This window comes from Herpetosiphonaceae bacterium (assembly GCA_036374795.1).
In the GTDB taxonomy this organism is placed as follows: domain Bacteria; phylum Chloroflexota; class Chloroflexia; order Chloroflexales; family Kallotenuaceae; genus LB3-1.
The window spans coordinates 1-24469 of record DASUTC010000152.1 but is presented as its reverse complement, the minus strand read 5'-3'; the positions used below and the strand labels follow the sequence as shown (position 1 = coordinate 24469).

The 24469-nt window shown below is 64.9% G+C and carries 14 protein-coding genes; 6 read left to right on the top strand and 8 right to left on the bottom strand.

Annotated elements, in window-relative coordinates; all coding sequences use genetic code 11:
* Positions 1 to 48 precede the first annotated feature (48 nt).
* Positions 49 to 8667, top strand: a complete 8619-nt coding sequence (locus VFZ66_10470; protein HEX6289605.1) for an amino acid adenylation domain-containing protein — start codon at positions 49 to 51, stop codon at positions 8665 to 8667.
* On the opposite strand, the gene VFZ66_10465 is transcribed toward VFZ66_10470, so the two are convergent.
* The gene (locus tag VFZ66_10465; protein ID HEX6289604.1) at positions 8664 to 8915 is read right to left on the bottom strand and encodes a beta-ketoacyl synthase N-terminal-like domain-containing protein; all 252 of its coding nucleotides are present in this window, start codon (positions 8913 to 8915) and stop codon (positions 8664 to 8666) included. The two genes, VFZ66_10470 and VFZ66_10465, sit on opposite strands and share 4 nt — an antisense overlap.
* A 554-nt stretch (positions 8916 to 9469) precedes the next feature.
* Between VFZ66_10465 and VFZ66_10460 the strand changes: the two genes are divergently transcribed.
* Positions 9470 to 9667: a glycoside hydrolase family 66 protein gene (locus VFZ66_10460; protein HEX6289603.1), complete on the top strand. Its 198-nt coding sequence runs from the start codon at positions 9470 to 9472 to the stop codon at positions 9665 to 9667.
* Positions 9668 to 9870: 203 nt separating this feature from the next.
* Positions 9871 to 11562 carry an alpha-glucosidase gene (locus VFZ66_10455; protein ID HEX6289602.1) on the top strand — a complete coding sequence of 564 codons (1692 nt, stop codon included), beginning with the start codon at positions 9871 to 9873 and terminating at the stop codon, positions 11560 to 11562.
* 87 nt (positions 11563 to 11649) lie between these two features.
* Here the strand turns inward: VFZ66_10455 and VFZ66_10450 are convergent, their stop codons facing one another.
* From VFZ66_10450 to ptsP, 7 genes are all read right to left on the bottom strand, one after another.
* The gene (locus VFZ66_10450) at positions 11650 to 11817 is read right to left on the bottom strand and encodes a hypothetical protein (GenBank protein HEX6289601.1); all 168 of its coding nucleotides are present in this window, start codon (positions 11815 to 11817) and stop codon (positions 11650 to 11652) included.
* A gap of 10 nt (positions 11818 to 11827) precedes the next feature.
* On the bottom strand, positions 11828 to 12685 hold the full coding sequence (locus VFZ66_10445; GenBank protein ID HEX6289600.1) for a sugar phosphate isomerase/epimerase family protein: 858 nt from the start codon (positions 12683 to 12685) through the stop codon (positions 11828 to 11830).
* A gap of 10 nt (positions 12686 to 12695) precedes the next feature.
* Positions 12696 to 13769: a Gfo/Idh/MocA family oxidoreductase gene (locus tag VFZ66_10440; protein HEX6289599.1), complete on the bottom strand. Its 1074-nt coding sequence runs from the start codon at positions 13767 to 13769 to the stop codon at positions 12696 to 12698.
* A gap of 51 nt (positions 13770 to 13820) precedes the next feature.
* Positions 13821 to 15437, bottom strand: coding sequence for a putative manganese-dependent inorganic diphosphatase (locus tag VFZ66_10435; GenBank protein ID HEX6289598.1), 1617 nt, complete (start codon positions 15435 to 15437; stop codon positions 13821 to 13823).
* 98 nt (positions 15438 to 15535) lie between these two features.
* On the bottom strand, positions 15536 to 16975 hold the full coding sequence (locus VFZ66_10430; GenBank protein ID HEX6289597.1) for a family 1 glycosylhydrolase: 1440 nt from the start codon (positions 16973 to 16975) through the stop codon (positions 15536 to 15538).
* Between the two features lie 159 nt (positions 16976 to 17134).
* Positions 17135 to 19039, bottom strand: a complete 1905-nt coding sequence (gene ptsG / locus VFZ66_10425; GenBank protein HEX6289596.1) for a glucose-specific PTS transporter subunit IIBC — start codon at positions 19037 to 19039, stop codon at positions 17135 to 17137.
* 27 nt (positions 19040 to 19066) lie between these two features.
* Entirely contained in the window at positions 19067 to 21643 is a 2577-nt protein-coding gene (gene ptsP, locus VFZ66_10420; protein ID HEX6289595.1) for a phosphoenolpyruvate--protein phosphotransferase, read from the bottom strand.
* 278 nt (positions 21644 to 21921) lie between these two features.
* On the opposite strand from ptsP, the gene VFZ66_10415 reads away from it, so the two are divergent.
* The 3 genes from VFZ66_10415 (at position 21922) to VFZ66_10405 (ending at position 24055) form a co-directional block, all read left to right on the top strand.
* A complete protein-coding gene (locus VFZ66_10415; GenBank protein HEX6289594.1) occupies positions 21922 to 22365 on the top strand; it encodes a hypothetical protein in 444 nt (147 codons plus the stop codon).
* Positions 22366 to 22603: 238 nt separating this feature from the next.
* On the top strand, positions 22604 to 23140 hold the full coding sequence (locus VFZ66_10410) for a dihydrofolate reductase family protein (GenBank protein HEX6289593.1): 537 nt from the start codon (positions 22604 to 22606) through the stop codon (positions 23138 to 23140).
* 324 nt (positions 23141 to 23464) lie between these two features.
* Complete coding sequence (locus tag VFZ66_10405) at positions 23465 to 24055, top strand: dihydrofolate reductase family protein (protein HEX6289592.1); 591 nt, start codon at positions 23465 to 23467, stop codon at positions 24053 to 24055.
* Positions 24056 to 24469 lie beyond the last annotated feature (414 nt).

Below are 24469 nucleotides of genomic sequence, written 5' to 3'. Positions count from 1 at the left end.
CGCTGGCGCGGTCGCCGGAATCACCTCCACCTGAAGGGCAAGCAGCACATGAGCACGATCGAACCCACCGACGCAGCAGCCGACGATTTTGAAAGTATTGCGATCATCGGCATGAGTGGCCGCTTTCCGGGCGCGCGCACCATCGACGAGTTCTGGAAGCACCTGTGCGCGGGCGTCGAGTCGATCGCCTCCTTGAGCGACGCGGAGATCCTGGCGTCGGGCCAGGACCCGCAGCTCCTCCAGTCGCCCGACCTGATCAAGGCAAGTCCGGTGCTGGATCATATCGATCTCTTTGACGCGGGCTTCTTCGGCTATACGCCCAAGGAGGCCGCGCTGATGGACCCGCAGCAGCGGATCTTTCTGGAGTGTGCCTGGGAAGCGTTGGAGTCGGCGGGCTATAATCCGGATCGGTATCCCGGCTGGATCGGCGTGTATGGCGGCGCGGGATTCAACGGCTATCTGCTGTCGAACCTGGTGCCGAGCCAATCGCTGCGCGATCCCAATCATTCGCTGCTGCTCCTGACGGCCAACGATCGCGACTATGTAACCACGCGGATCTCGTATAAGCTCAACCTGAAAGGTCCGAGCGTCAACATCCAGACGGCGTGCTCGACGTCGCTGGTGGCGGTGCATCTGGCCTGCCAGGCGCTGCTCAACTACCAGTGTGACATGGCGCTGGCGGGCGGTACGTCGGTGCGCGTGCCGCACAAAAGCGGCTATCTTGCCAGCGAAGGCGGCATGGACTCCCGCGACGGGCATGTGCGCGTCTTCGATGCCCGCGCCAGCGGAACCGTCTTCGGCAGCGGCGTTGGTCTGGTGGTGCTGAAGCGGCTCTCCGAGGCGCTGGAGGATGGCGATCAGGTCTATGCCGTGATCCGAGGCTCGGCGATCAACAACGATGGCGCGCTCAAGGTCGGCTTCACCGCTCCCAGCATCGAAGGCCAGATGGAGGTGCTGCGGCTGGCCCAGGGCACGGCGCGGGTCGCGCCCGACACGATCGGCTACGTCGAGGCGCACGGCACGGCCACGCCGCTGGGCGATCCGATCGAGGTCGCGGCGCTGACCAACCTGTTTCGGGAGAGCACCCAGGCGCGGGGCTTTTGTGCGATCGGCTCGGTCAAAAGCAACATCGGTCATGCCTCGGCGGCGGCGGGGATCATGGGCCTGATCAAGACCGTGCTGGCGCTGACGCATCGGCAGATCCCGCCGACGCTCCATTTCGAGCAGCCCAATCCCCGGATCGATTTTGCCAGCAGCCCGTTCTATGTCACGACCGCGCTGATCGACTGGCCCGCCGGTCCGACACCGCGCCGCGCCGGGGTTAGCTCGTTCGGTGTCGGCGGCACGAATGCCCATGCGGTCCTTGAGGAAGCGCCAGCCGTCGCGCCGTCGGGGCCGTCGCGGCCCTGGCAATTGCTACTTCTCTCGGCGAAGTCGGAGTCCGCGCTGGAGCGGATGTCGACCAATCTTGCCGGCTGGCTCGCGAGCAGCCCGGACGTGAATCTGGCGGATGTGGCGTTTACGCTCCAGGCCGGGCGGAAAGCCTTCAATCACCGGCGCATGCTGGTCTGCCGCGACGTGGACGATGCGATCGACGCGCTGGAGGCCCGCGCGCCGCAGCGATTGCTGAGCAGCCAGCACGCCACCGCCGACCGACCGATCGTGTTGATGTGCTCCGGCCTGGGCGATCACTATGTGCAGATGGGCCGTGGCCTCTACGAGACGGAGGCGGTCTTCCGCGCGGCGGTCGATCGCTGCTGCGATCGGCTGCTGCCGCTGCTCGGCATTGATCTCGGCGCGGTCCTCTATCCCGGCGCGCCGCCCGCCGACACGGCCACAGCGCCGAGCGTGGATTTTCGCCGGATGGTCCGAGGCGAGCCATCATCTGCGGAGCTACTTCAGCAGACCGCGCTGGCGCAGCCCGCGTTGTTTGTGGTCGAGTACGCGCTCGCGCAACTGCTCATGAGCTGGGGCATCCAGCCGCAGGCGCTGATCGGCTATAGCCTGGGCGAGTACGTCGCGGCCTGTCTGGCGGGCGTGTTCTCGCTGGAAGACGCGCTGTATCTGGTGGCGAAGCGCGCGCAACTGATTCAACGCCTGCCGTCGGGCACGATGCTGGCCGTGTCGCTGCCGGAGGCGGAGCTGCGCGCGCGGCTGGACTCACAGCTTGCCCTGGCGGCGATCAACGGCGATAACCTGTGTGTCGCCTCCGGCCCCACCGAGGCGATCAGCGCGCTGGAGCAGCGCCTCCACGCGGAGTCGATCGCCTGTCGGCGGGTGCCCACGAGCCATGCGTTTCATTCGCCGATGATGGAGCCGATCGTCGGCCCGTTCCGCGAGCTCTTCGAGCGCATCAGGTTGCAGCCGCCGACGATCCCCTATCTGTCCAATGTGACCGGCACCTGGATCACCGCCGCCGAGGCGACGGACCCGGACTATTGGGCGGCGCATCTCTGCCAGACCGTCCGCTTTGCGGATGGCCTCGCGGCGCTGCGCGATCTGCCGGGGCCGATCCTGCTGGAGGTCGGGCCGGGCCAGACGCTCAGCAGCCTGGTCCACCTGCAAGCGCCGGACGCGGATCGCACTGAGTGGCTGGCGCTGCCGTCGCTGCGCGCGGTGTACGAGCGCGGGTCGGATCTGGCGTTTGCGCTGGGCACGCTTGGGCAGCTCTGGCTGGCTGGCCTGGAGATCGACTGGACCGCGTTCTCAGAACACGAGCAGCGGCGCAGGATTGCGCTGCCGACCTATCCCTTCGAGCGCCAGCGCTACTGGATCGATCCGCCGACGCGCGCTGCGGACAGCGCTCCGCAGGAGCCTACGGCGAAGCGCGCCGCGATCGCCGACTGGTTCTACGCGCCACTCTGGCGGCAGACGATCGCGCCACCGGGCATCTCCGACGCCGGGCTGCCCGATCCCGCAGCCGACTGGCTGATCTTCAGCGACGGCGCGGCGATCAGCACGGGTCTTGTCGCGCAGCTTCGGCGCGCCGGTCAGGCCGTGCGCGTCATCCAGATCGGCCAGGCGTTCGCGCAGGTCGATGCCGCGACCTTTACGATCAATCCGTATCTTCAGGACGACTACACCCGGCTGATCGAGACGCTCAGCGTGGGCGATCGTCGTCCGGCACACGTGATCCATCTGTGGGGCCTCACCTCCGGCGGCGAGCAGGAAGGGGATCTGGACTTCGAGCGCGCGCAGTTTGCCGGGCTGTATAGCCTGATCTTCCTGGCGCAGGCGCTCCACGCGGCGAGCGCGGCGGCGCGCGTCGATCTTCGCGTGATCACGAGCGGCCTCTTCCAGATTGCGTATAGCGATCGGTGCGCTCCCGCGAACGCGACGGTGCTGGGCGCGTGCCGGGTGATCCCCCAGGAGTATCCGCACCTGGCCTGCGCGGTGGTCGATCTGCTGCCTGCGGCGCCGCCGCCGTCCGCGCTGCTGCTTGCCGAGTGCTGCCTCCCAACGCCGCCGCCGGTCGTGGCCTACCGCGCGGCGCAGCGCTGGTACCTCGACTACGAGCCGCAGCCGATCCCCGCGCCTCCCGATGCCGGCCTCGGCCTGCGCTCCGGGGGCGTCTACCTCGTCACGCATGCCCTCGACGATCTCGGTCACGCCGTCGCGACCGCCGTCGCGCAGCAGGGCGCTGGCACGCTCGTGCTGCCGTATCCGCCGACCACGTCTCCGGAGCGGCTGGCGACCGCCGTGGCCGCGCTGGAGCCGAGCGGCGGGGCGATCCTGCCGGTCGCGGTGGATCTGACCGACGCCCAGCAGATCGAAACACTGCGCGCGATGATCCTGAAACAGTGCGGCGCGCTGCACGGCGTGATCTACGTGCCCGACCGCCACGCGCTGGCGACGCTCCGCTGGCTGTCGCAGACCACACCGGCCAGCGCTCATCCCCTGCTCAGCCATCTCCGGCAGGAAGTGACGACGCTGCATGCCGCGCTCCGCGATCTGCCGCTGGACGTCTGGCAGGTCCACTCGTCGCTGGCGACCGTGCTGGGCGGGCCGGGCCTGGCAACGTACGCCGCCGCGCAGAGCTGGCTGACGGCCTACGCGCAGCAGCAGCGGCAGGCAGGCGCGGATTGGCGCTGTGTGCGCTGGGACATCTGGCAGACGGAGGAGCGCGAGGGCGTCGACGCCGTGGCCGCGCTCGGTATCCGGCGCGCGGAGGGGATCGCGGCGAGCGTGCGGACGTGGCACACGTCGATCGGGGATCTGCTGGTCGCAACCGCCGATCTGTCCGCGCGGCTGCGCCAGTGGACCAGCCCGGCGCAGATCGCCGCGTCGACGACGGCCACGGCAGGGCGGCATGCGCGCCCGGATCTGCCGACCGCCTATGTCGCGCCCGGCGACGAGATCGAGGCGCGGGTGGCCGCGATCTGGCAGGATGTGCTGGGCATCGAGCGCGTGGGCGTCCACGATCCGTTCTTTCAGCTCGGCGGACACTCCCTGCTCGGCACGCAGCTGGTCGCGCGGCTCTGTGCGGCATTCCAGGTTGATCTGCCGCTGCGCGCGCTGCTGGAAGGACCGACCATTGCCGAGGTCGCGCGGGCGATCGAGGCGATCCGCAGCGCCGAGGCCGCATCGCTCGCCGAACCAGCGATTCTCGAACGGCGCGGCGCGGTGATCGCGCCGCCGTCCGGCCAGACGATCCCGCGCAGCCCAAGAGCAGGCACGATTCCGCTCTCGTTTGCGCAGCAGCGGATGTGGCTGCTGGATCAGCTCATGCCCGATCAGCTCGCCTATATCATTCCGACGGTGATGCGGCTGGCGGGAGCGCTCGACGTCGACGCGCTGGCCTGGAGCCTGGCGCAGGTTGTGCGGCGGCATGAGGTCCTGCGCACTACCTTTGCGCTCGATCCCGACACCGGGCAGCCGACTCAGGTGATCGCGCCCGATCTCGGCCTGGATCTGCCCCTGCGGGATCTGCGCGCCACCCCGGACCGCGCGCCGGACGTGGCCCGATCGCTCATCCGGCAGCCGTTCGATCTCGGTCGTGGCCCGCTCCTGCGCGCGACGCTGCTGCGCCTCGCCGAGGCCGAGCACTGGCTGGTGCTGACGCTGCATCACAGCGTCGCCGATGGCTGGTCCCTGGAGGTGCTGGTCCGAGAGGTCGCGACGCTGTATGCGCTCCGCTGTCGCGGACTCTCGGAGGCCGCCGGGGCGGGGCTGGGTCCATTGGGCACCCCGCTGCCGATCCAGTACGCCGATTACGCCGTCTGGCAGCGCGCGTGGCTGCACGGCGAGGTGGGAGCGCAGCAGTTGGACTACTGGCGGCGGCAGCTGGCCGGCGTGCCGCCGATCGAGCTGCCGATCGATCGCCCGCGTCCCGCAGTCGCAAGCGCGCATGGCGCGCTCCATCCCTTTCACCTCCCCGCCACGCTGCGCGCCGATCTCAATCACCTCAGCCAGCGCGAAGGCGCGACGCTGTTCATGACGCTGCTGGCCGCCTGGCAGATGCTGCTGGCGCGCTACACCGGACAGACCGACATCGCGGTCGGCACGCCGATTGCGGGCCGGGTGCGACCGGAGCTCGAAGGGCTGATCGGCCTGTTCGTCAACACCCTCGTGCTGCGCACCGATCTGGCGGGAGCGCCGACGTTTGTCGATCTGGTCGCGCGGGTGCGCGCGGTCTGCCTGGACGCCTATACGCATCAAGATCTGCCCTTCGATGTCGTGGTCGAGCACCTCCACCCCACGCGCGACCTGAGCCGCCACCCGCTCTTTCAGGTGCTGTTCGTCCTGCAAAACCTGCCGACGACGACGATCGCGCTGCCCGATCTCACCGTCGAGCCGGTGCGCGTGGAAACCGGCACGGCTAAGTTCGACCTGGCGATGCTGCTCAGCGAAACCGCCGATGGCCTCCGGGGAGAGGTTGAGTATGCCACCGATCTCTTTGATGCAGGCACGATCGAGCGGCTCGTGGGACACTACCAGCTGTTGCTGACGCAGATCGTCGCCGACCCCACGCAGCCGATCATGGCCGTGCCGCTGCTCGACGATGCCGAGCGTCGGCAACTGCTGGTCGATTGGAACCGAACGGCATGCCCGGGAATCGCTCATCTCCGGGTCCATCAACTGGTCGAGGCACAAGCGGCGCGCACGCCGGATGCCCTGGCGGTGACGGATGGGCAGCGCACGCTGACCTATGCCGCCTTCGATCGCCGCGCGAACCAGCTTGCCCATGTGCTGCGGGCGTATGGCGTCGGCCCGGATGTGTGTGTCGCGCTGGCCCTCGATCGATCCGTAGAGCTTGCCGTTGCGGTGCTGGCGGTGCTCAAGGCGGGCGGCGCGTACCTGCCGCTCGATCCGGCCTATCCCGGCGATCGGCTGCGCTTTATGATCGCGGACTCGGCGACGCCGGTGCTGGTGACGCAGACCACGCTTGTCGATCGGCTCCCGGCGACGGCAGCGCGGATCATGACGATGGATACGCTGACCGCGCTGGATCACGCCCCGACGATGCCGCCCACGGTTGAGATCCTGGACGAGCATCTCGCGTATGTCCTGTACACGTCAGGATCGACGGGGATGCCGAAAGCGGTCGCCATGCCGCACCGCGCGCTGGTCAACCTGCTGGCCTGGCAGCGGCGGAGCACAACGGTCGCACCAGCGGCGACGACGCTCCAGTTTGCGGCGCTGAGCTTCGATGTCTCCTTCCAAGAGATGTTTGCAACGTGGGCCAGCGGCGGCACCCTGCGGCTGATCGCGGAGGACGAGCGGCGCGATCTGGCGGCGCTGCTGGCCCTGCTGGCGACAGGAAGGGTCCAGCGCGTCTTCCTGCCGTTCATTGCGCTGCAACACCTCGCGGAGGTCGCCGTGCAGCAGCAGGCGCTGCTGTCGGGAGTGCAGGAGATCGTGACGGCGGGCGAGCAGCTCCAGATCACGCCGGCGATTGCCCAGGTGTGTCGCCAGATCTCCGCTGTGTCGCTGCACAACCAGTATGGGCCGACGGAGACGCATGTGGTGACGGCACATGTGCTGGACGGCGATCCCGCGACCTGGCCCGCCCTCCCGCCGATCGGCAGGCCGATCGCCAATACCACCATCTATGTGCTGGATACGCGGGGTGCGCCCGTGCCGATCGGCGTGGCCGGTGATGTGTATATCGGCGGGGTGCCGCTCGCGCGTGGCTATCTCCACCAGCCGAGCGCCACAGCGGAGCGGTTCGTGCCCGATCCCTTCAGCGGCACCGCCGGGGCGCGCCTGTACCGTACCGGCGATCGGGCGCGCTACCTGCCCGATGGCACGATCGACTACCTTGGACGCATCGACCAGCAGGTCAAAGTGCGCGGCTTCCGCGTCGAGCTCGGCGAGGTCGAGACGGCGCTGCGCCGACATCCCGCCGTCCTGGATACGGCGGTCACGGTCCGCGAGGATACCCCTGGCGATAGGCGGCTGTGTGCCTATGTCGTGCCGCGTCCGGGCCAATCGCCGGAGGCGCCCGATCTGCGTCTGTTTCTCCAGCAGATACTCCCGGACTATATGATCCCGCGTGTGGTCATGCTGATGGAGGCCCTGCCCCTGACGCCAAGCGGCAAAGTCGATCGCCGGGCCTTGCCGCCTCCCGACGCTGCCTCGGCCATGAGCGATGCATCGCAGGTTGCCCCGCGCGACGACTGGGAATGGCGGCTCGCGCAGCTCTGGGCCGATCTGCTCCATCTTCCGGCGGTGAGCGTCCACGATGACTTTTTCGCGCTGGGCGGTCATTCGCTGCTGGCGGTGCAGGTAATGACGGGGATCCGACAGCACTTTGGCTGCTCCTTGCCGCTGGCGACCCTGGTGCAATCCCCAACGATTGCCCAGCTCGCGGCTCACCTGCGGCAGAACGCGCCGGAGCCGGTATGGTCGCCGCTGGTACCGCTCCAGCCGCGCGGCAGCCGACGACCGTTTTTCTGTATTCATCCCGGCGGTGGCACTGTCTTCTGCTATGCCGATCTGGCGCGGGCGCTCGGTCCAGACCAGCCGTGTTATGGCTTGCAGGCACAGGGTCTTGAGGCCGGTCAAACCCCACATCGCTCGATCCCGGATCTGGCGGCAGCCTATATCACCGCCATCCGTCTGGTGCAGCCACACGGACCGTATCTGCTCGGTGGCTGGTCGCTTGGAGGCGTGATCGCGTTCGAGATAGCCAGCCAGTTCCAGCACCAGGGAGAAGCGATTGGCCTCCTGGTGTTGATCGACAGCGCCGTGCCGCTCCCTGACCAGGCTCCTCCTGACGACGCGCTGCTGATGGTCGGCTTTGCCCACGATCTCGGCGGTCTGCTCGGCACGCCATTGACGATCGATCCTGACGACCTGGCAATGCTCACGCCGAACGAGCGTTTGTCGTATATCCTGGAGCAGGCGCGCCAGCAGCAGGTGCTGCCTCCCGATAGCAATCTCGAGCAGCTGCGACGACTGGCCGATGTCTTCACTTCAAACCTGGCTGCCATGCGATCCTACCAGCCAACGCCTACGTCCGTGCCGATCGCGATGCTGGAGGCGGGTCGCGCGGCGCGTCCAGGTGAGGCGAACACCCTGGCAGATCGCTGGCGTCCATTGGGGAACCTCGTCGAGCATCACGTTGTGCCGGGAACACACGATACCCTGTTGCGTCCACCTCAGGTCCAGGCGGTTGCCGAGTGGCTCCGGCGTCAGCTTGACGTTGCGCAAGCGGAAGTCTAGACAGCCAGTGGTGTCAAGCCGTGGTCAGCGATGAGCAGCCGGATCGAATCCCAGGCGCACTCCAGAAACAGCCGGTGCCACGGGTCCATGATCTCGGCCTCTTTGGGGTTGATCCCAAAGAGGTCGACATCAAGCACGTCGATGTCGTCGATCACGGGCCGCGCTACGTCAAGGCGCGGCCCGTGCTGACCCACCCCTCGGACCATCCGTAGCCGTGGCGCGTCGAGTTCGCCGATGTCGTTCAGCACAAGCTGACGTGTATGTACGAGTCATCTTCCGACCGCGCCCGGCATCCATGCTGCCGCCGATAGCACCTACTTCGGTCGGGTGTTTCAGCGTTGGGCGTGACACCAAGCACGGACCCACGTGGCAGCGCCCACCGACATAGCCCGGTCGCCGCTGCTCCAGCCATCGCCTGCGCTGCCCTGGCTCACGCCGTTCCGATCGTCCCGTCTCCACGTCGGTCCCGGTGTGGCGGTCGCGCGATTCCCCGGAAGTAGCCGAATTCTCTCCGCTTTTGTCCGAGATCCACGAGCGTATTTGGCCTATAATCAGGGCAACCCTGCAAGTTCGCCGATCCCGTCCTGTCGTCGGCAGGGAAGGAACACGAGGGGGTGAGCTATGCACATCGGGAAAGAGCTGGTCGGCATCTTCATGGCGCTGGTCATCGCAGCCGCCGCTGTCCCAAACGCTCCGAGCCTGGCCGCGCCACGGCTGCTCCAGGTTAGATCGCGGTCGAGACGGACAAGGCGATATATCATCCAGGCAAAACCGTGCGCTTCGCGGTGCGGGTGGCGAACAGATGACCGCGTCGCTGCGTGCGGCGATGCGCAGCTCCTACGATTTCCTGGTCGGGTACCAGAACCTGCTGCGGGATCAAGTCGTGAGCGCCGCAGATGCCGTCACCATGACCGAGGTTCCCACGAGCACCGACGGACCAGCGGGTGCCGTCTGGACGCTGGTGGAGTCGCGTCCGGGGGCGGCGGTCGTCCACCTGTGATCGACGCTGACCGATCGCTCATGTAGCTGATCGAGCGGTATGGGCACGTGCGTGCCGTGTCATCAACCGCGAGGGATGGTGATAGTGTAGCCGAATCGGATGCTGATCGTTGATGAGCGCGCACGAGTCCGAGCAGGATGGTGGGTCCTGCTGAGCAGCGTGCTGCGCTTCCAGACCTCCATGCGCGTGAAGGAGCGAGCGGTATGCAGAAATCATGGTGGAAAGCGAGCGTCGTGTATCAAATCTATCCCCGTAGCTTTTACGACAGCAATAGCGATGGCATCGGCGACCTGCGCGGGATCATCCAGAAGCTGGACTATCTCCAGGATCTCGGCGTTGATGTCGTCTGGCTGTCGCCCGTGTACAGGTCGCCCAATGACGACAATGGCTACGACATCAGCGACTATCAGGCCATTATGGACGAGTTCGGAACAATGGCGGACTGGGAGGAGTTGCTCGCGGGGCTGCATCGCCGCAGCATCAAGCTGATCATGGATCTGGTGGTCAATCACACCTCGGACGAACACCCCTGGTTCGTCGAGTCGCGCAGCTCCACCGACAACCCCTACCGCGATTACTACATCTGGCGTCCCGGCAAGGATGGCCGCGAGCCCAACAACTGGGCGTCCTTCTTCGGTGGCTCGGCCTGGGAGTACGATGCTGCGACGGGTGAATATTACCTGCACCTGTTCTCCAGGAAGCAGCCGGACCTCAACTGGGAGAACCCTGTGGTCCGGCAGGCCGTGTATAACATGATGACCTGGTGGCTGGACAAGGGCATCGACGGCTTCCGCATGGACGTCATTAACATGATCTCGAAAGTGCCGGGGCTGCCGGATGCGCCGATCGCCACCGGCGACCGCTACCAGTGGGGCGGTCAGTATTTCATTCATGGGCCACGGCTCCTGGAGTTCCTTGGAGAGATGAAGCAGCAGGTCCTCTCCAGGTACGACATCATGACCGTGGGCGAGATGCCGATGACTACCACCGAGCATGCCATCGATATCACCCACGAGGAGGCCGGGCATCTCAACATGCTGTTCCAGTTCGAGCACATGGAGCTCGACATCGAAAGCAGCCGCACGCTGGGCAAGTGGGCGTTCAAGGCCCTGGATCTTGGGGACCTGAAGCGCTCGATCACGCGGTGGCAGCGGGATCTCGAACAGGGAGGCTGGAATAGCCTGTACCTGTCGAACCACGATCAGCCACGCCCGGTTTCGCGCTTCGGCGATGACGGTCAGTACCGCGTCGAGTCAGCGAAACTGCTTGCGACCTTTCTGCACATGCTCCAGGGTACGCCCTACATTTACCAGGGTGAAGAGCTCGGCATGACCAATATCAGGTTCGACTCCATCGAAGACTACCGCGACATCGAAACCGTGAACATGTACCGGGAGTACGTCGAGGACAAAGGCCTTGACCGCCAGGTCGTCATGGCGATGATCCACGCCAAGAGCCGCGACAACGCCCGGACGCCCGTGCAGTGGGATGCTACGGAGCATGCTGGCTTCACGACCGGTACTCCCTGGATCAAGGTCAACCCAAACTATCAGGAGATTAACGTTCAACAGGCGCTGGCCGATCCCGACTCGGTCTTTCACTACTACCAACACCTGATCCGGCTGCGCAAAGAGAATCCGATCATCGTCTATGGTCGCTACGACCTCATCCTCGATGCGCACGAGCAAATCTATGCCTTCACCCGAACCCTGGCGGACGATCGCCTGCTCATTATGCTGAACTTCACTGCGGATACGCCCGTCTTCGCGCTCCCCACGCACATCCCGGTTGCCGCCACGGAGCTGCTGATCAGCAACTACGCCGTCGATCCCGCCGAGGATATTCACCTGCTGACGCTCCGGCCCTGGGAGGCGCGGGTGTACCGTCTCGCGTAGCAACGTGTCATCCCTGCGGCGAATCCCGGTGGCGTGGCGGCTGGTGCTGGCTGACTCGGCGGTGGCGCGGGCACCTCCAGCACGCTGTCACAGCGAGGTCCGCAGCGCTGCGCCGATATGGATCGCCTCCTGCGGCTGGTGCCGGTCGTCGATCCAGCAGCGGTTCAGATCCGGCACGTCGGTCAATGCGTGGGCGACCGCTTTGAGCAGCAGCCCGACCGGCAGGCGCTCCTTCACCGAATATGGACGGCACATCCGTCATGTCTCAAGCAGGCGCGCCGCCTGCCGCAGCCAGCGGGACGCCTTTTGCGACAAGAAATGCGACGCACTGCGCAACCTGATCTTCGGCCAGCGCGTGGAGAATTACCGGCCCGCGAAAGCCCACGCCGCGCAGCAGGGCGAGGTAGTGGTCGTAGTCCAGCAGCCCGGTGCCCGCCGCCTCGTGGCCTGCGTCGCCGTCGTGGCTGAGATCTTTGGCGTGCGCGAGCACGATGTCGTCGCCCAGCAGCGCAAAGGCCGTATCGAGGATCTCGCGCATGCGCGGCAGCTCGCCTGTATGGAACAGATTCGCGCCATCCATCACCACTTTCAGCGCGGGCGATTGCAGCTCGTCGAGCAGGCGCCGCGCCTTCGCCGCCGAGTCGACGACGTTCGCAACCTCGGGCTCGAAGGCCAGCGTGACGCGATACGCCTCAGCACTGGGCAGCGCCTCGCTCAGCGCGGCGAGCAGATCGCGCCAGGCCTCGGGCGTGTCGTTCGCCGGATGTCGCCGCCACAGATCGTCGGGGTCGCGCGTGCCGGTCGAGAGCGTGATCACGGAGGTGCCCAGATCGTGACAGGCGGCCACAAGGGTCCGCAGGCGCGCGAGCCCGTCCTGCCGCCGCCGCAGATCCGGGTGGATCATGTTGAAGGTGCCCGACACCGCCGCCATGTGAAGCTGCTGCACGTCGATCGCGCGACGAATCTCGGCGCTCAGCGCGGCATCGATCTGCGCGGGCATGCTCGGCCCGCCAGCGCAGGCCATATTGAACTGCACGCAGCGGATGCCGTGGGCGACCACCGCGTCGAGCGTTTCGCCGAGCGTCGGTCGGGCAAAGGTCCTGGCAAAGATACCGATCTGCATACTCGTCTCCCTACACGCTGCCGCGCACATCGGCCAGGGCCACCGCATCGCCCGTCTCGACCGAGCGCGCAATCGCGACCAGCGCGCGCAGCGCCGCAATGCCATCGTCGATCGTGGCGCCCTGTTGCGGCGCTCCCGTGAGGATCGTCTCCGCAAAGCCTTCGATCTGGAGCTTGTAGGTGTGGGCGTCCTCGCCGAGCGGGCGATGATACTGGCGGTCGGCGGTGGAGAAGCACTCCACGCTGCTCGACTTGCGATACCACGTGAGCGGCAGCTTGCCCGTGACGCTGCCGTGCTCGCCGTAGATCTGGAAGCCTTCCTCAAAGTCGCCGCGCACCGGAACGATCAGGTCGATGTGCCCTACGCTGCCGTCGGCAAAATCCACGGCCACAAACCAGCAGTAGGAATCGAAGCGCTCCACCAGCCGCGCCTGCACGCGCACAATCTCGCCGCCCAGCAGGCGCGTCGTGTCGACGAGGTGGCTGCCGTGGGTGAGCATGAAGTAGCGCCGCTTATCGGCCTTTGGGCTACCCGCCGGACGTCGCGCCTGGGCGCTGGTCTGCACGATCGGCTGGAGATTGTCGGTCATCGTGTAGCGGTAGACCGAGTCGTAGTACCAGGCTTTGAACGCCAGGCGCTGGCCGAGCCGCTCCTGGATGAACCGGCGCGCAAAGGCCACGCCGGGATCGAAGCGCCGATTGTTGCCGACCTGGAGCACCAGGCCGCGCGCCGCGAGCGACGCGCGCAGCGCCTCACACTCCTCGACCGTGACCCCAAGCGGCTTTTCGACCAGCACATGCTTGCCGGCGGCGATGGCCTTCCGTGCCAGCGGTACGTGAAACTGGTCGGCGGTGGCGAGGACGACCGCCTCGACCTGCGGGTCGGCCAGCATCGCGTCATAGTCGCGGTAGGTCACGCGCGGCCCGTGAGTCGCGGCCATGCTCGCCAGAAGGTCCTCGGCTGCGTCGCAGATGGCGTAGAGGTCGGCGTTGCGCGCTTTGCGGACCGCCTCGAAGTGTCCGGCCTGCGCGATCGGGCCTGCGCCCAACACACCAATGCGCAGGAGTCGTGAGTCTTTGTGCATACGCTTCTCTCTGGCTGTTCGGTGGCGGCAGCGTGATGATGCCCACGCCCGCTAGAAGGCGCCTGCCAGGGGCGGCACCACCTGCTTCTTCCGCGACAGCACGCCCGCCAGGTAGACCGCGTGGTCCTGCAATGGCAGACCAAACGCCCGCTCCACAGCGCGGGTGTGACCCACGGCCAGCAGGTGAGTGCCGCCGTGGCTAATATCCGTGACCATCAGGAGCAGGAGGTCAAAGCCGTGTGCGGTCTGGTGCCGCGCCATCGCCGCGAGGATCTCCGTTTTGCGCACCAGGATCACCGCTTTGTCGCCCACCTCCACCTGCCCGATGCCTACCTTCGCCTTCCCGAAGACAAACGTTTTCAGGTCGCTGGTCGCAAGCTCGTCGGGCGTCAGGCTGGCAATATCGAACTTGGCGTTGTACATGCGGCTGCCGAATGCCAGCGGGTCTTCCCCCAGCACCGTCCCCAGATACTCGACGGCGGCGACATCTTCGGGGGTCGTCGTCGGCGACTTCAGGAGCATCGTATCGGAGAGAATCGCCGCCAGCAGCACGCCGCCCATCTCCCACGGCGGGACCACCCCAGCCGCTCGATACTGGCGCAGCACCAGGGTCGCCGTGCTGCCAACCGGCGCGATCACGGCCAGGATCGGGCTGCTCGTCTCCAGGCCGCCCAGCCGGTGGTGATCCACAATCTCCAGGATGTCGGCCTGCTCGATGCCGGCGGCGGACTGACTCCGCTCCGAGTGGTCGACCAGGATCACCCGGCGGCGGCGACGGGCTACCAGATCGCGCTTCGTGACGACGCCCACGAGCCGCCCGCTGGGATCGTTGACGAGCGCGAGCGCGAGATCGGACTCCAGCAGGTCTTGCGTGACATCATCGATCAGGCTCTCGGGGCTGATGGTCAGCACCCTGTCGTCGAGGAGCCGCCGGGCGGGTACGCTCAGATTGATCAGCCGTGCGGCAGCAAAGGTGTCGTGGGGCGTCACGATCAGCCCGGCGCCCCGCTCCTGGGCCAGGTGGTGGATGCGCGGCGACGGCTCGAAGCCGCCGGTCACGACGAGGCAGGAGATCTGAGACGTGAGCGCCGCCTCCTGGGCATGCTCGCGGTTGCCCACAATCACCAGATCGCCCGGCGCGATATACTGCACCATTGACTCCGGACTCATCCCGCCAATCAGGACGTTGCCGCTGATCTGGGTGGTCGGCGCGCCGACCACGAGGCGCGCCGCGAGGGTCTGCGCGATCTTGCCTAATTCGGTCGCCGTATCACGCAGGCTTTGCACCTCGAGCTCTTCCAGGTAGCTGTGCGCCAATCGGCGCGTCGTGACCACGCCGCGCGCGCGCCCGTCTCCATCTACCAGCGGAATAGCCGGCACGGCGTGCTCGTGGATCAATCTGCCGACCTCATACACTGTGGCCTCGGCGGAGGCACGAATCACCTGCGTCGTCATGACATCCTGAACGCGAACATGGACGTGCGGCAAAAAGACCGGCTCGGGCACGCCGAAGGTGCCGAGCACGAAGCGCGTCTCGCGATTGATCTCGCCCAGGCGCGCCGGGATGTGCCCCGCCGATTGCAGATTTTTCAGATAGGCATAGGCAATGGCCGAGCCTATGCTGTCGGTATCAGGCGTGGTATGCCCGAACACGTAGACCGGTTCCATGACGCCCCTTGCCTTTCTCCAGCGTCATCGCCTGCATGGGCCAGCGCGCTGGTCGCAGGACGTAGACAGCGCCCGACCGCTTGATCGCGGTCGCATCGCTACAGCGTGTCGCCGTTCGCTTTAATAACATCGTGATACCAATAGAAGCTTGCTTTCTTGATCCGTCTCAAATCTCGCGGATCGGTTTCATCACGATCGACATACACAAATCCGTAGCGCTTCTGGTAGCCGTTGAGCCAGCTTAACACATCCGTAAACGACCAGGCACAATAGCCGAGCAGCGGAACGCCATCCTGGATCGCGTGTTTACATTGCTCGATATGGGCGCGAAGATAGGCGATCCGATACGCATCGTTCACGGTATCATGCGCCTCCAGCACGTCGAACTCACCGAGGCCATTTTCCGTAATGAGGATCGGCAGGCGATAGCGACTGGTTATCCGACGAAGCCCGACGCGCAGGCCGATCGGATCGATGGCCCAATCCCAGTTTGACGTTTCAACATAGGGATTGCGCGCTGTCTTGTAGACGCCTGGTATCCCTGTCTCCTGCCCGCTTCCTTTTTGACCCGTCGTATTCATGGCGCCTTCTGACACGCCGCCGATTGGATTGAACTCATAGGTCGTGGTCTGATAGTAATTGACGCCGACAAAGTCGGGCGTCCCGTTTTGGAGTAGTTCCGCATCGCCCGCCTGGATCGTCGGAGCCCATCCCTGCTCCTGTACATACTGGAAGGCGATCTGCGGGTATGTTCCCCAGCAGTACACGTCGAGCCACCAGTTGTTGGTACATTCTTCGGCATGCTCAAACGCCAGTATATCCTGTGGCTGGCTGGTGAGCGGATAGGCCGGCGAGTAGGCAAAGCTCGGCCCGATCTTTCCATCAGGCACATACGCCCGAAACGATTCGATGGCTTTTGCGTTTGCTAAAAACGCAATATGATTGGCCTCATAGAATCGCTTTCTATCCTTGACACCCGGTGGGTGCATCGCCGTGAGAAACCCATGCGTCAAGTTATAATTCTGTTCATTTAAGGTGATCCAATATTTTACTCGATCACCAAAATACGTATACAACGTCGTGCAATAATTGCTGAAATCTTCAATAATCTGTCGAGACTCCCAGGCACCGTACGCCTCCACTAACGCCTGTGGTACGTCCCAATGATACAGCGTGAGGATCGGCTCGATCTGATACGCGAGCAGCTCGTCGATCAGCCGATCATAGAACCGTACGCCGGCCTCATTGATCGATCCTTTGCCGTTCGGATAGATCCTGGGCCAGCTGACGGAAAAGCGATAGGCTTTCAAGCCCATCTCCGCCATTAACGCAACATCTTCTTGATACCGATGATAATGATCCACAGCCACGTCGCCATTCGAGCCCTTGAATGTTGTTCCTGGGATTTTCGTAAACACGTCCCACACCGATAGTCCTTTTCCATCGGCATTCCACGCCCCTTCGACCTGGTATGCGGCAGAGGCCGCGCCCCATAGGAAATCGGCGGGGAATGGCTGTACCTGCGGGTGAATCATCATTGTCCTCCTGCGATCGCGCGCTGCTCGACATCCGTTCCACACATCCGACGTGCGGCAGAGGATCGGCGGCGGTCGTTCCGTCCGACGCGGCGAGCGTGCCGGATCGATACCCCTGCTCCCGCATGCGGGAGCAGCGGACAACGCCACGATCGCGCTGCTTTAGCTGCCGCCGACGGCGATCGCCCGTCCTTCGTGGCTCTTCATCAGCGCATACTGCGCCTCGGCCAGCTGCGCCTGAAGCTCGGCTGCATACTGGTCGGCGTTCAGGCCAACGAGCAGATGCACCACATGATTCGGCAGCTTCATGATCCCGGTGACGCCAGAGGGCCGCAGCGCCGCCTCATCGATGAGGTCTTCGTCGACGACGACCACCCGCAGGCGCGTCTCGGCGGCGGACTCGACGGAGCGGATATTCTTGGCTCCGTCCAGCGCTTTGAGGATATTGCTGGCTTTGTGCGCCGCTTCGGGATCGCGCAGCCGGGAGGGAATCCCCTTCGGGGTGTATTCCACCGACGGTGGCGGCGCCACCATGTCCGCTTCTGGCCCGGCGACTTTGAGGTACTCTTCCATATCGGTTTTGAGGTTTTCCGAGCGAGTACCAAAGATCGCCTGCAGGCCATTGCCGACCGTGACCACCCCGGCGGCGCCCAGCGCCTTCAGCTTCTCCGGATTGGTCTTGCTGATATCGTGCACGCCCACGCGGAGTCGGGTGATACAGGCGTCCAGATCCTTGATGTTCCCTCGACCGCCGAACGCCACCACCAGCTCTTTCGCGAAGCCGTGCGCCACATCGGCCTGCACGTCCTGCACGCTGACCTCCTCCTTTTCTCGGCCCGGCGTCTTCAGATCGAGGACCTGGATAAGCGCGCGAAACACGCCGTAGTACAGCACGAAGTAGATCGGCCCGACCAGCAGCACTAGCCACGGCCTGGTATCCAGCGGAAAAAACAGGGCATAGTCGATAAAGCCGTGGGAGAAGGTATAGCCCAGCTTGGCGCCCAGCGCATACATGATCGGGAACGCCAGCCCGGCAAGGAGCGCATGAATGCCGTACAGCACCGGCGCAACAAACATGAACGCGAACTCAAGCGGCTCCGTAATCCCGGTGAGAAACGAGGTCAGCGCCGCCGAAACCATCAGGCTGCCGACCTGAGCCCGCCGCTCCGGCTTGGCCGTGTGCCAGATCGCCAGCGCCGCGCCGGGCAGGCCAAACATCTTGAAGAGATAGCCGCCGCCTAAATTGCCCGCCGTGGGATCGCCGGCGAAGAAGCGGGTAATTTCACCGTGGACTACCTCGCCGTTGGCCCTCGTGTACGAGCCAATCTCATAGAAGAAGGGCGCGTTCCAGATGTGGTGGAGCCCGAAGGGGATCAGCAGCCGCTCGACCAGACCATACAGAAACACGGCCAGCGCCGGGTTGCCGGTCACGGCAAACCGCGAAAAGGTATCGATCACGCCTTGAATCGGCGGCCAGACAAAGCTGAGCATCACCCCGACGAGAATCGCGGCTACCGCCGTGATGATCGGGACGAAGCGTTTCCCGGCAAAGAACCCCAGATACGGCGGCAGCTTAATCCGGTAGAATCGATTAAAGAGGGCTGCGGCCACCATGCCGATGATAATGCCGCCAAAGACGCCGGTGTTGATCGACGGAATGCCCATGATCCTGGGCAGCGTTTCGGGATCTTGTCCCAGATATTCCGCCATGACGCCCATCGTTCCGGTCATGACGACGAACCCCACCACGCCCGCCAGCGCGGAAACTCCATCGTTGCCGGTCAGGCCGAGCGCCACGCCGATGGCAAACAGCAGCGCCATGTTGCCAAAGATCGGATCACCGGCGCTCTGCATGAGGCGAAAGACCAGTTGCAGCCAGGCGGGAACGCTGATGACGCCGTTCTGGACGCCCAGCAGGAGGGCGCCGCCTACGCCCAGCAGGATACCACCCGCCGGCAGGAGCGACACCGGCAGCATCAGCGACTTGCCGATCTTTTGCAGCAATCCAAAGGCACTACTGAAGGACCACCTGCTCCGTCGCGGAGCCGCAAGTGACGGACTCGACATCGGGATTACCTCCTCTGGTGCTCGGCCTTATGCCGTGTGTTCGGCGACATCTTCCTCGAGCGGGCACAGCGCCCGCACTCCGGCGGCCGTATCCTGCCGCAGTGCCTCCTGGGCCAGGTGCTGACAGAGCGGCAGGCTGAGCTGACGGATCTGCGCCTTGATGCTGGGAATCGCAGGGACGCTGACGCTCAGCTCGTCGACGCCGAGGCCGATCAGCAGCGGGACCGCCTGCGGATCGCTAGCGATGCCTCCGCACACGCCCACCCATTTGCCATAGTGATGGGCGGCCTGCACAATGGTATCGATCAGGAACAGAATGGCCGGATTGAGGCCATCGACCTGCGGCGCCAGCTTCGGATGGCCCCGGTCCATCGCCAGCGTGTACTGGGTCAGATCATTGGTGCCGATCGAGAAGAAATCGACCTCCTTGGCAAACTGCTGGGCCATAATCGCTGTAGATGGCACTTCGACCATGATGCCCACCGGGATCGGCGCAACGCCCAGTCGCTCCCGCTCTTCCTCTAGCAGCGCCCTGGCGGACCGCCATTCCGGCAGCGTGGCGATCATCGGAAACATCACCCGCACGTTCCCGCCGCCCGCCGCGCGCAGGATCGCGCGGAGCTGGGTGCGCAGCAGCTCTGGCCGATCCAGGCCGACGCGAATGCCGCGCTCGCCGAGGAACGGATTTTCCTCGCGTGGAATGGGGAGATAGGCCAGCGGCTTGTCGCCGCCCACGTCCAGGGTGCGGATGATCAGGGGGCGCTCAGGTCCCAGGATGCTGGCGATCTGCTGATAGACCTGAACCTGCTCCTCCTCGGTCGGCGCGGAGAAGCGCTCCATGAAGAGAAACTCCGTGCGCAACAGGCCCACGCCCTCACCGCCGAGCCGCAGCGCCTGCTCGGCGTCAGCCGCGCTGCCAATATTTGCCACCACCTCCATGCGGTGGCCGTCCATGGTTTGCGCAGGCTCCATGGCGGTTGCCAGATCAGCCTTGCGCTTCGCCGCGTTGCGCTCCAGCGCCTTTTGAAGACGGGTAACGTCCTCCGCAGACGGATTCAGGCGGAGCTGGCCCCTGGCGCCGTCGAGGATCACCATCGTGCGGTTCGGCACATCGAGCGCGCGTGGGTCAACCCCGGCCACCGCCGGAATATCTAGCGAGCGCGCGATAATTGCCACATGGGAGGAGGCGCCTCCGGCGGTGGTGCAGAACCCAACCACTTTAGACCGATCCAGCGTGGCGGTATCGGACGGCGTCAGATCTTCGGCGACCAGAATCGTATTGGGCGGGTAGTCTGGCGCTCTGGTGGTTATCCCCGTCAGCAGCTCTAGCACGCGCTGGCCGACGTCCCGCAGGTCGTTGGCCCGCGCCGCGAGCAGCTCATTTTTCAAGTTGGACAGCCGCTCTGCGTAGGTGGTAAAGGCGCGCTGCCACGCAAAGGGGGCGCTCTTACCCTTGGCAATGGCGCTGGTCGCAATGTCAAGCAGATCGGGGTCATCCAGCAGCTCCTCATGCGCGGCGAAAATGGCGGCTTTAGCCTGGTCGGACTCACCGGCGAGCCGGTCGCGCAGCGCCACCAGCTGGACTTTCGCCTGGTCCATCGCTTCATCCAGCTTCCGCCGCTCTTGATGCGGGTCAGCGGCGGTTTCCGCCACCACGATCTCTTCACGGCGCACCTGGAAGACGGTGCCCACGGCGAGTCCGGGCGATGCGGCAACGCCAAGCAGCAGGTTGGGGTTGGTCGAGCGCGGCCTTGGCGCTGGAGCGGCGAGCTCCGGAATGGTCATGCTCGCGGGCGCGGGCGCAGGCACCGCGCCTTCATCGCCCAGGCCGCGCTCCAGCTCCGGGGTCAGCGTGGCGATGGCCTCCTCAGCGTCGGGACCCTGCGCGACCAGGAGGACCTTGTCACCGTAGTTTACTTCTAGCCCCATGATCGAAACCACGCTTTTCGCGTTGGCCTGATCATCGCCCCGCTGTAGCCGGATATCAGCGCTGAACTTCTTGGCGAGGTTCGCCAGCACCGCCGCTGGCCGCGCATGGAGGCCCGTGGGATTCGGAACCAGAATCGCCGACGAGGTCGCCGTCTTGCTGGTTTCGGTCGCTGCCTCCGCCGCAGCCCCGACCAGCGCCAGCTCGAGGATGACGTCTTTCCCCGCCGTCACGCTGCCGGTGCGGGGCATGAACGCGGCGACCCGATCGCTATTCGTAATGACGATCTGGGTCAGCAGGCTTTTGGCGTGGGTGGCGATATAGTCGGCGTCGAACTCGATCAGCGCATCGCCAACGGCAACCTGATCGCCGGGCTTGACTCGCGGCGTAAAGCCCTGCCCTTTCAGGGCAACCGTATCCAGCCCGACGTGCATCATCACCTCGATGCCCTGAGGCGTCGCGACGGTCACGGCATGGCCGGCAGAGTGGAGCTGTACGACCTGGCCCGCACAGGGGGCCAGGAGCAATTGGCTGAGGGGATCGATGGAGATGCCGTCGCCGACCATCTTCTGGGCGAATACCGGGTCGGGAACCTGCTCGATCGGCAGTAAATACCCGGACAAGGGCGCTGTCAGCGTGAGCTTTGCGGTGGCACCGGGTTGTGATGGTGTACTCATAGTCGCAATCACCTCACTGGTTCTGTTGCTATTTCAGCGTCGCCAAATCACGATACGTGTGAGCCGGGCAACCCCCAGCTTGCGCCGAGCGAGCCTGTCGCCCGGATGCGCCCGAACCATGGTGCCGTCCACGGTGCCGCGTCCCCTATGCAGGTCGTGGGCAATGGGCGCCAACATCTGCTCCTACCCGCGCTGATCGCACCAGCGTGTAAAGCGTGTGTGCATCGTCTGATCGGCCATGACGAGCCCTGGCTGTCGCATGCCGTGGATCGGTCGGGATGATGATCGCCGCCTGCCTGTCGTTGACGATGACCCACTCGACCGGAAGCGGGACCCATTGCCGCTGCCGGGCAACATTCAACGGATCAGGCGGCGCCTGGAGTCGGTTGCGGAACGCCGCGCTGGTGTGGATACGTGTGATGCGATCAGGATGCTGCCGGGCGTGGGCCTTCGGTGCCGCTGGTGCGCGCTTAACCCCTCCTGTTGCGCGCGAGGTCGTGCTGCTTGCGTTCTACCTCCGCGCGCTCCATACTGCCGGCCAGATCGACGTCGAGCAGCCGGGCCAGGTGCCGCTCTCGCTGCGCCATTGCATCCGTCTCGGTTTCCTGCAGCGCCCGCAGGCGTACGGTACCCATGCGCCTGGCCGCGCCATTGCCTGGGTCAGGGGAGCCAAGTCCGGCGCGGATTCGCTGCGATGCTGCCTGGTAACGGCAGCGTTCTGACAGAAACTAGCACAAACGATGCCGAGCAGTATAAGCCGGGGCGATTCGAGGAGATTTTCGTAGGAAACCCGTAGCGGTCAGGTCCATGACCGCAAAAAAGCCGGATTTTCGCGCGCTGCAAAAACACGATACACTGTAGCGCACCATAACCAAGACCGGTTGCCTGCAAGAGCCTGGTTTCTGGGTGGGGTATGATAGAGGTCGTAACCTGACCGTGACCACTACAAGGAGAACCACCATGAGAAACATCGTCGTTACCGAATTTCTGTCGCTCGATGGCATCATGGAAGCGCCCGCCTGGACCGCCCCCTATTGGAATGACGAGATCGCGCAGTTTAAAGGCGATGAGCAAGCCACCAGCGATGCCTTGCTGCTGGGCCGCGTCACCTATCAAGGGTTTGCAGCAGCCTGGCCGGAGAGCACGGATGAGGGCGCAGCGTACATGAACAACATCCCCAAATATGTGGTGTCAACCACCCTGGACACCGTGACGTGGACCAACTCAACGCTGATCAACGACCGGATCGTAGACGCCATCACCGCCCTCAAGCAGCAGGATGGTCAGGACATGCTGGTCTATGGCAGCGCCACGCTGGTGCAAACGCTCATGCAGCATGATCTGGTCGATCGCTATCGGCTGCTGATCTACCCGGTGGTGGTGGGCACGGGCAAGCACCTCTTTCAAGCGGGAAGCGCTGCGACGCTCAAGCTGGTGGAAACACGCGCATTCAGCTCTGGCGTGGTGGCGCTCATCTATGAGCCGGATCGGACGTAATGCCCACGGCACCCGATGCTCGCGGTGGCGGTCGAACCGTGGGTGCAGGTCCTTGAGCCGCTGGGAAGATCGCCGAGGTGTCGCAGGTGTTGCACGCCTACGCGGCGGCAGAGTCATACCTGCTTCTGATTCACGAAGACCAGTCTTGCTGCCCGCGATACACGATCTGGCACGTCCGCCGGGCTACGCAGCGTGTGTTCGACGAGGACCTGTGCGCGCCTGGTAGTGCGGTACCTCGGCATGGCGTGCTCCGTGGGCTGCCCGACTTGTCGGCTGCTGTACACTGATGGTGCAGGAGACTCCGTATTCCAAAAGGAGCTGATCATGCGCAAGCTTGTGGTGGCAGAGTTTGTGACGTTGGACGGCGTCATGCAGGCGCCAGGGGGTGCGGACGAAGATACGGAGGGCGGCTTTGCTCACGGCGGGTGGACGTGGCCGTACTGGCACGACGACATTGGCGCGCACTTCTTCGAGTCCATCAGCCAGGCCGACGCGCTCCTCCTGGGACGCAAGACCTGGCAGATTCACGGCGGCGCCTTTGAACCGATGGCCGCCGGAGATCCCTTTGGCGACGTGATGAACGCGATACCGAAGTACGTGGTATCCAGCACCTTGACCACGGCCTCAGCCTGGCGGAACTCAACCCTGATCACCAGCAACGTGGTCGAGGCGGTGCGCGCGCTCAAGGAGCAGCCTGGGAAGAACATCCTTATCGACGGCAGTAGCGTGCTGGTGCATACCCTGGCACGGCACGATCTCGTCGACGAGTACAGCCTGATGGTCTATCCGGTTGCGCTGGGTAGCGGCAAGAAAGTCTTTCCTGAGGGGGTGCGGCTTAATTTGCGGCTGCTTGAGTCCCGCGCCTTGCCCTCGGGCGTCGTGCTCCTGCGGTACGCACCGGACCGGCCGGGGTAGGTCGGGGCGTGGTGTGGGAGGCAGCCGGTGCCACGGATCTCGACACGGCGTGTATGAGGGGCCGAGCGTCCGATGGGATCAGCGGTTCCCGGCAAGGGAGCGGTTTCTTAAGCTCCTCCATGCAGGAACGCGACACCATCTGAGACATCATCCATAGTCCTTTCCCAGGACCGGGATCGCGCGGACGATCCCGGCGGCTGCATGCGGGATGCCGATGGACTGATCCAAGCAGCCCAGTTTGACTGGAGCCGATGCAGCACAGAGCGCGTGACGGTCATGGCATAGACTCTGCACGACGCGCGTGGCAAGCGTACCTTGGTGAGGATGCTATGGCACCAGCAGTGATCGCCGTGGTGGATGATGATCCCACGATCTTAGCGCTCGTCCAGTCGGTCTTGGTCGAGGAGGGCTATC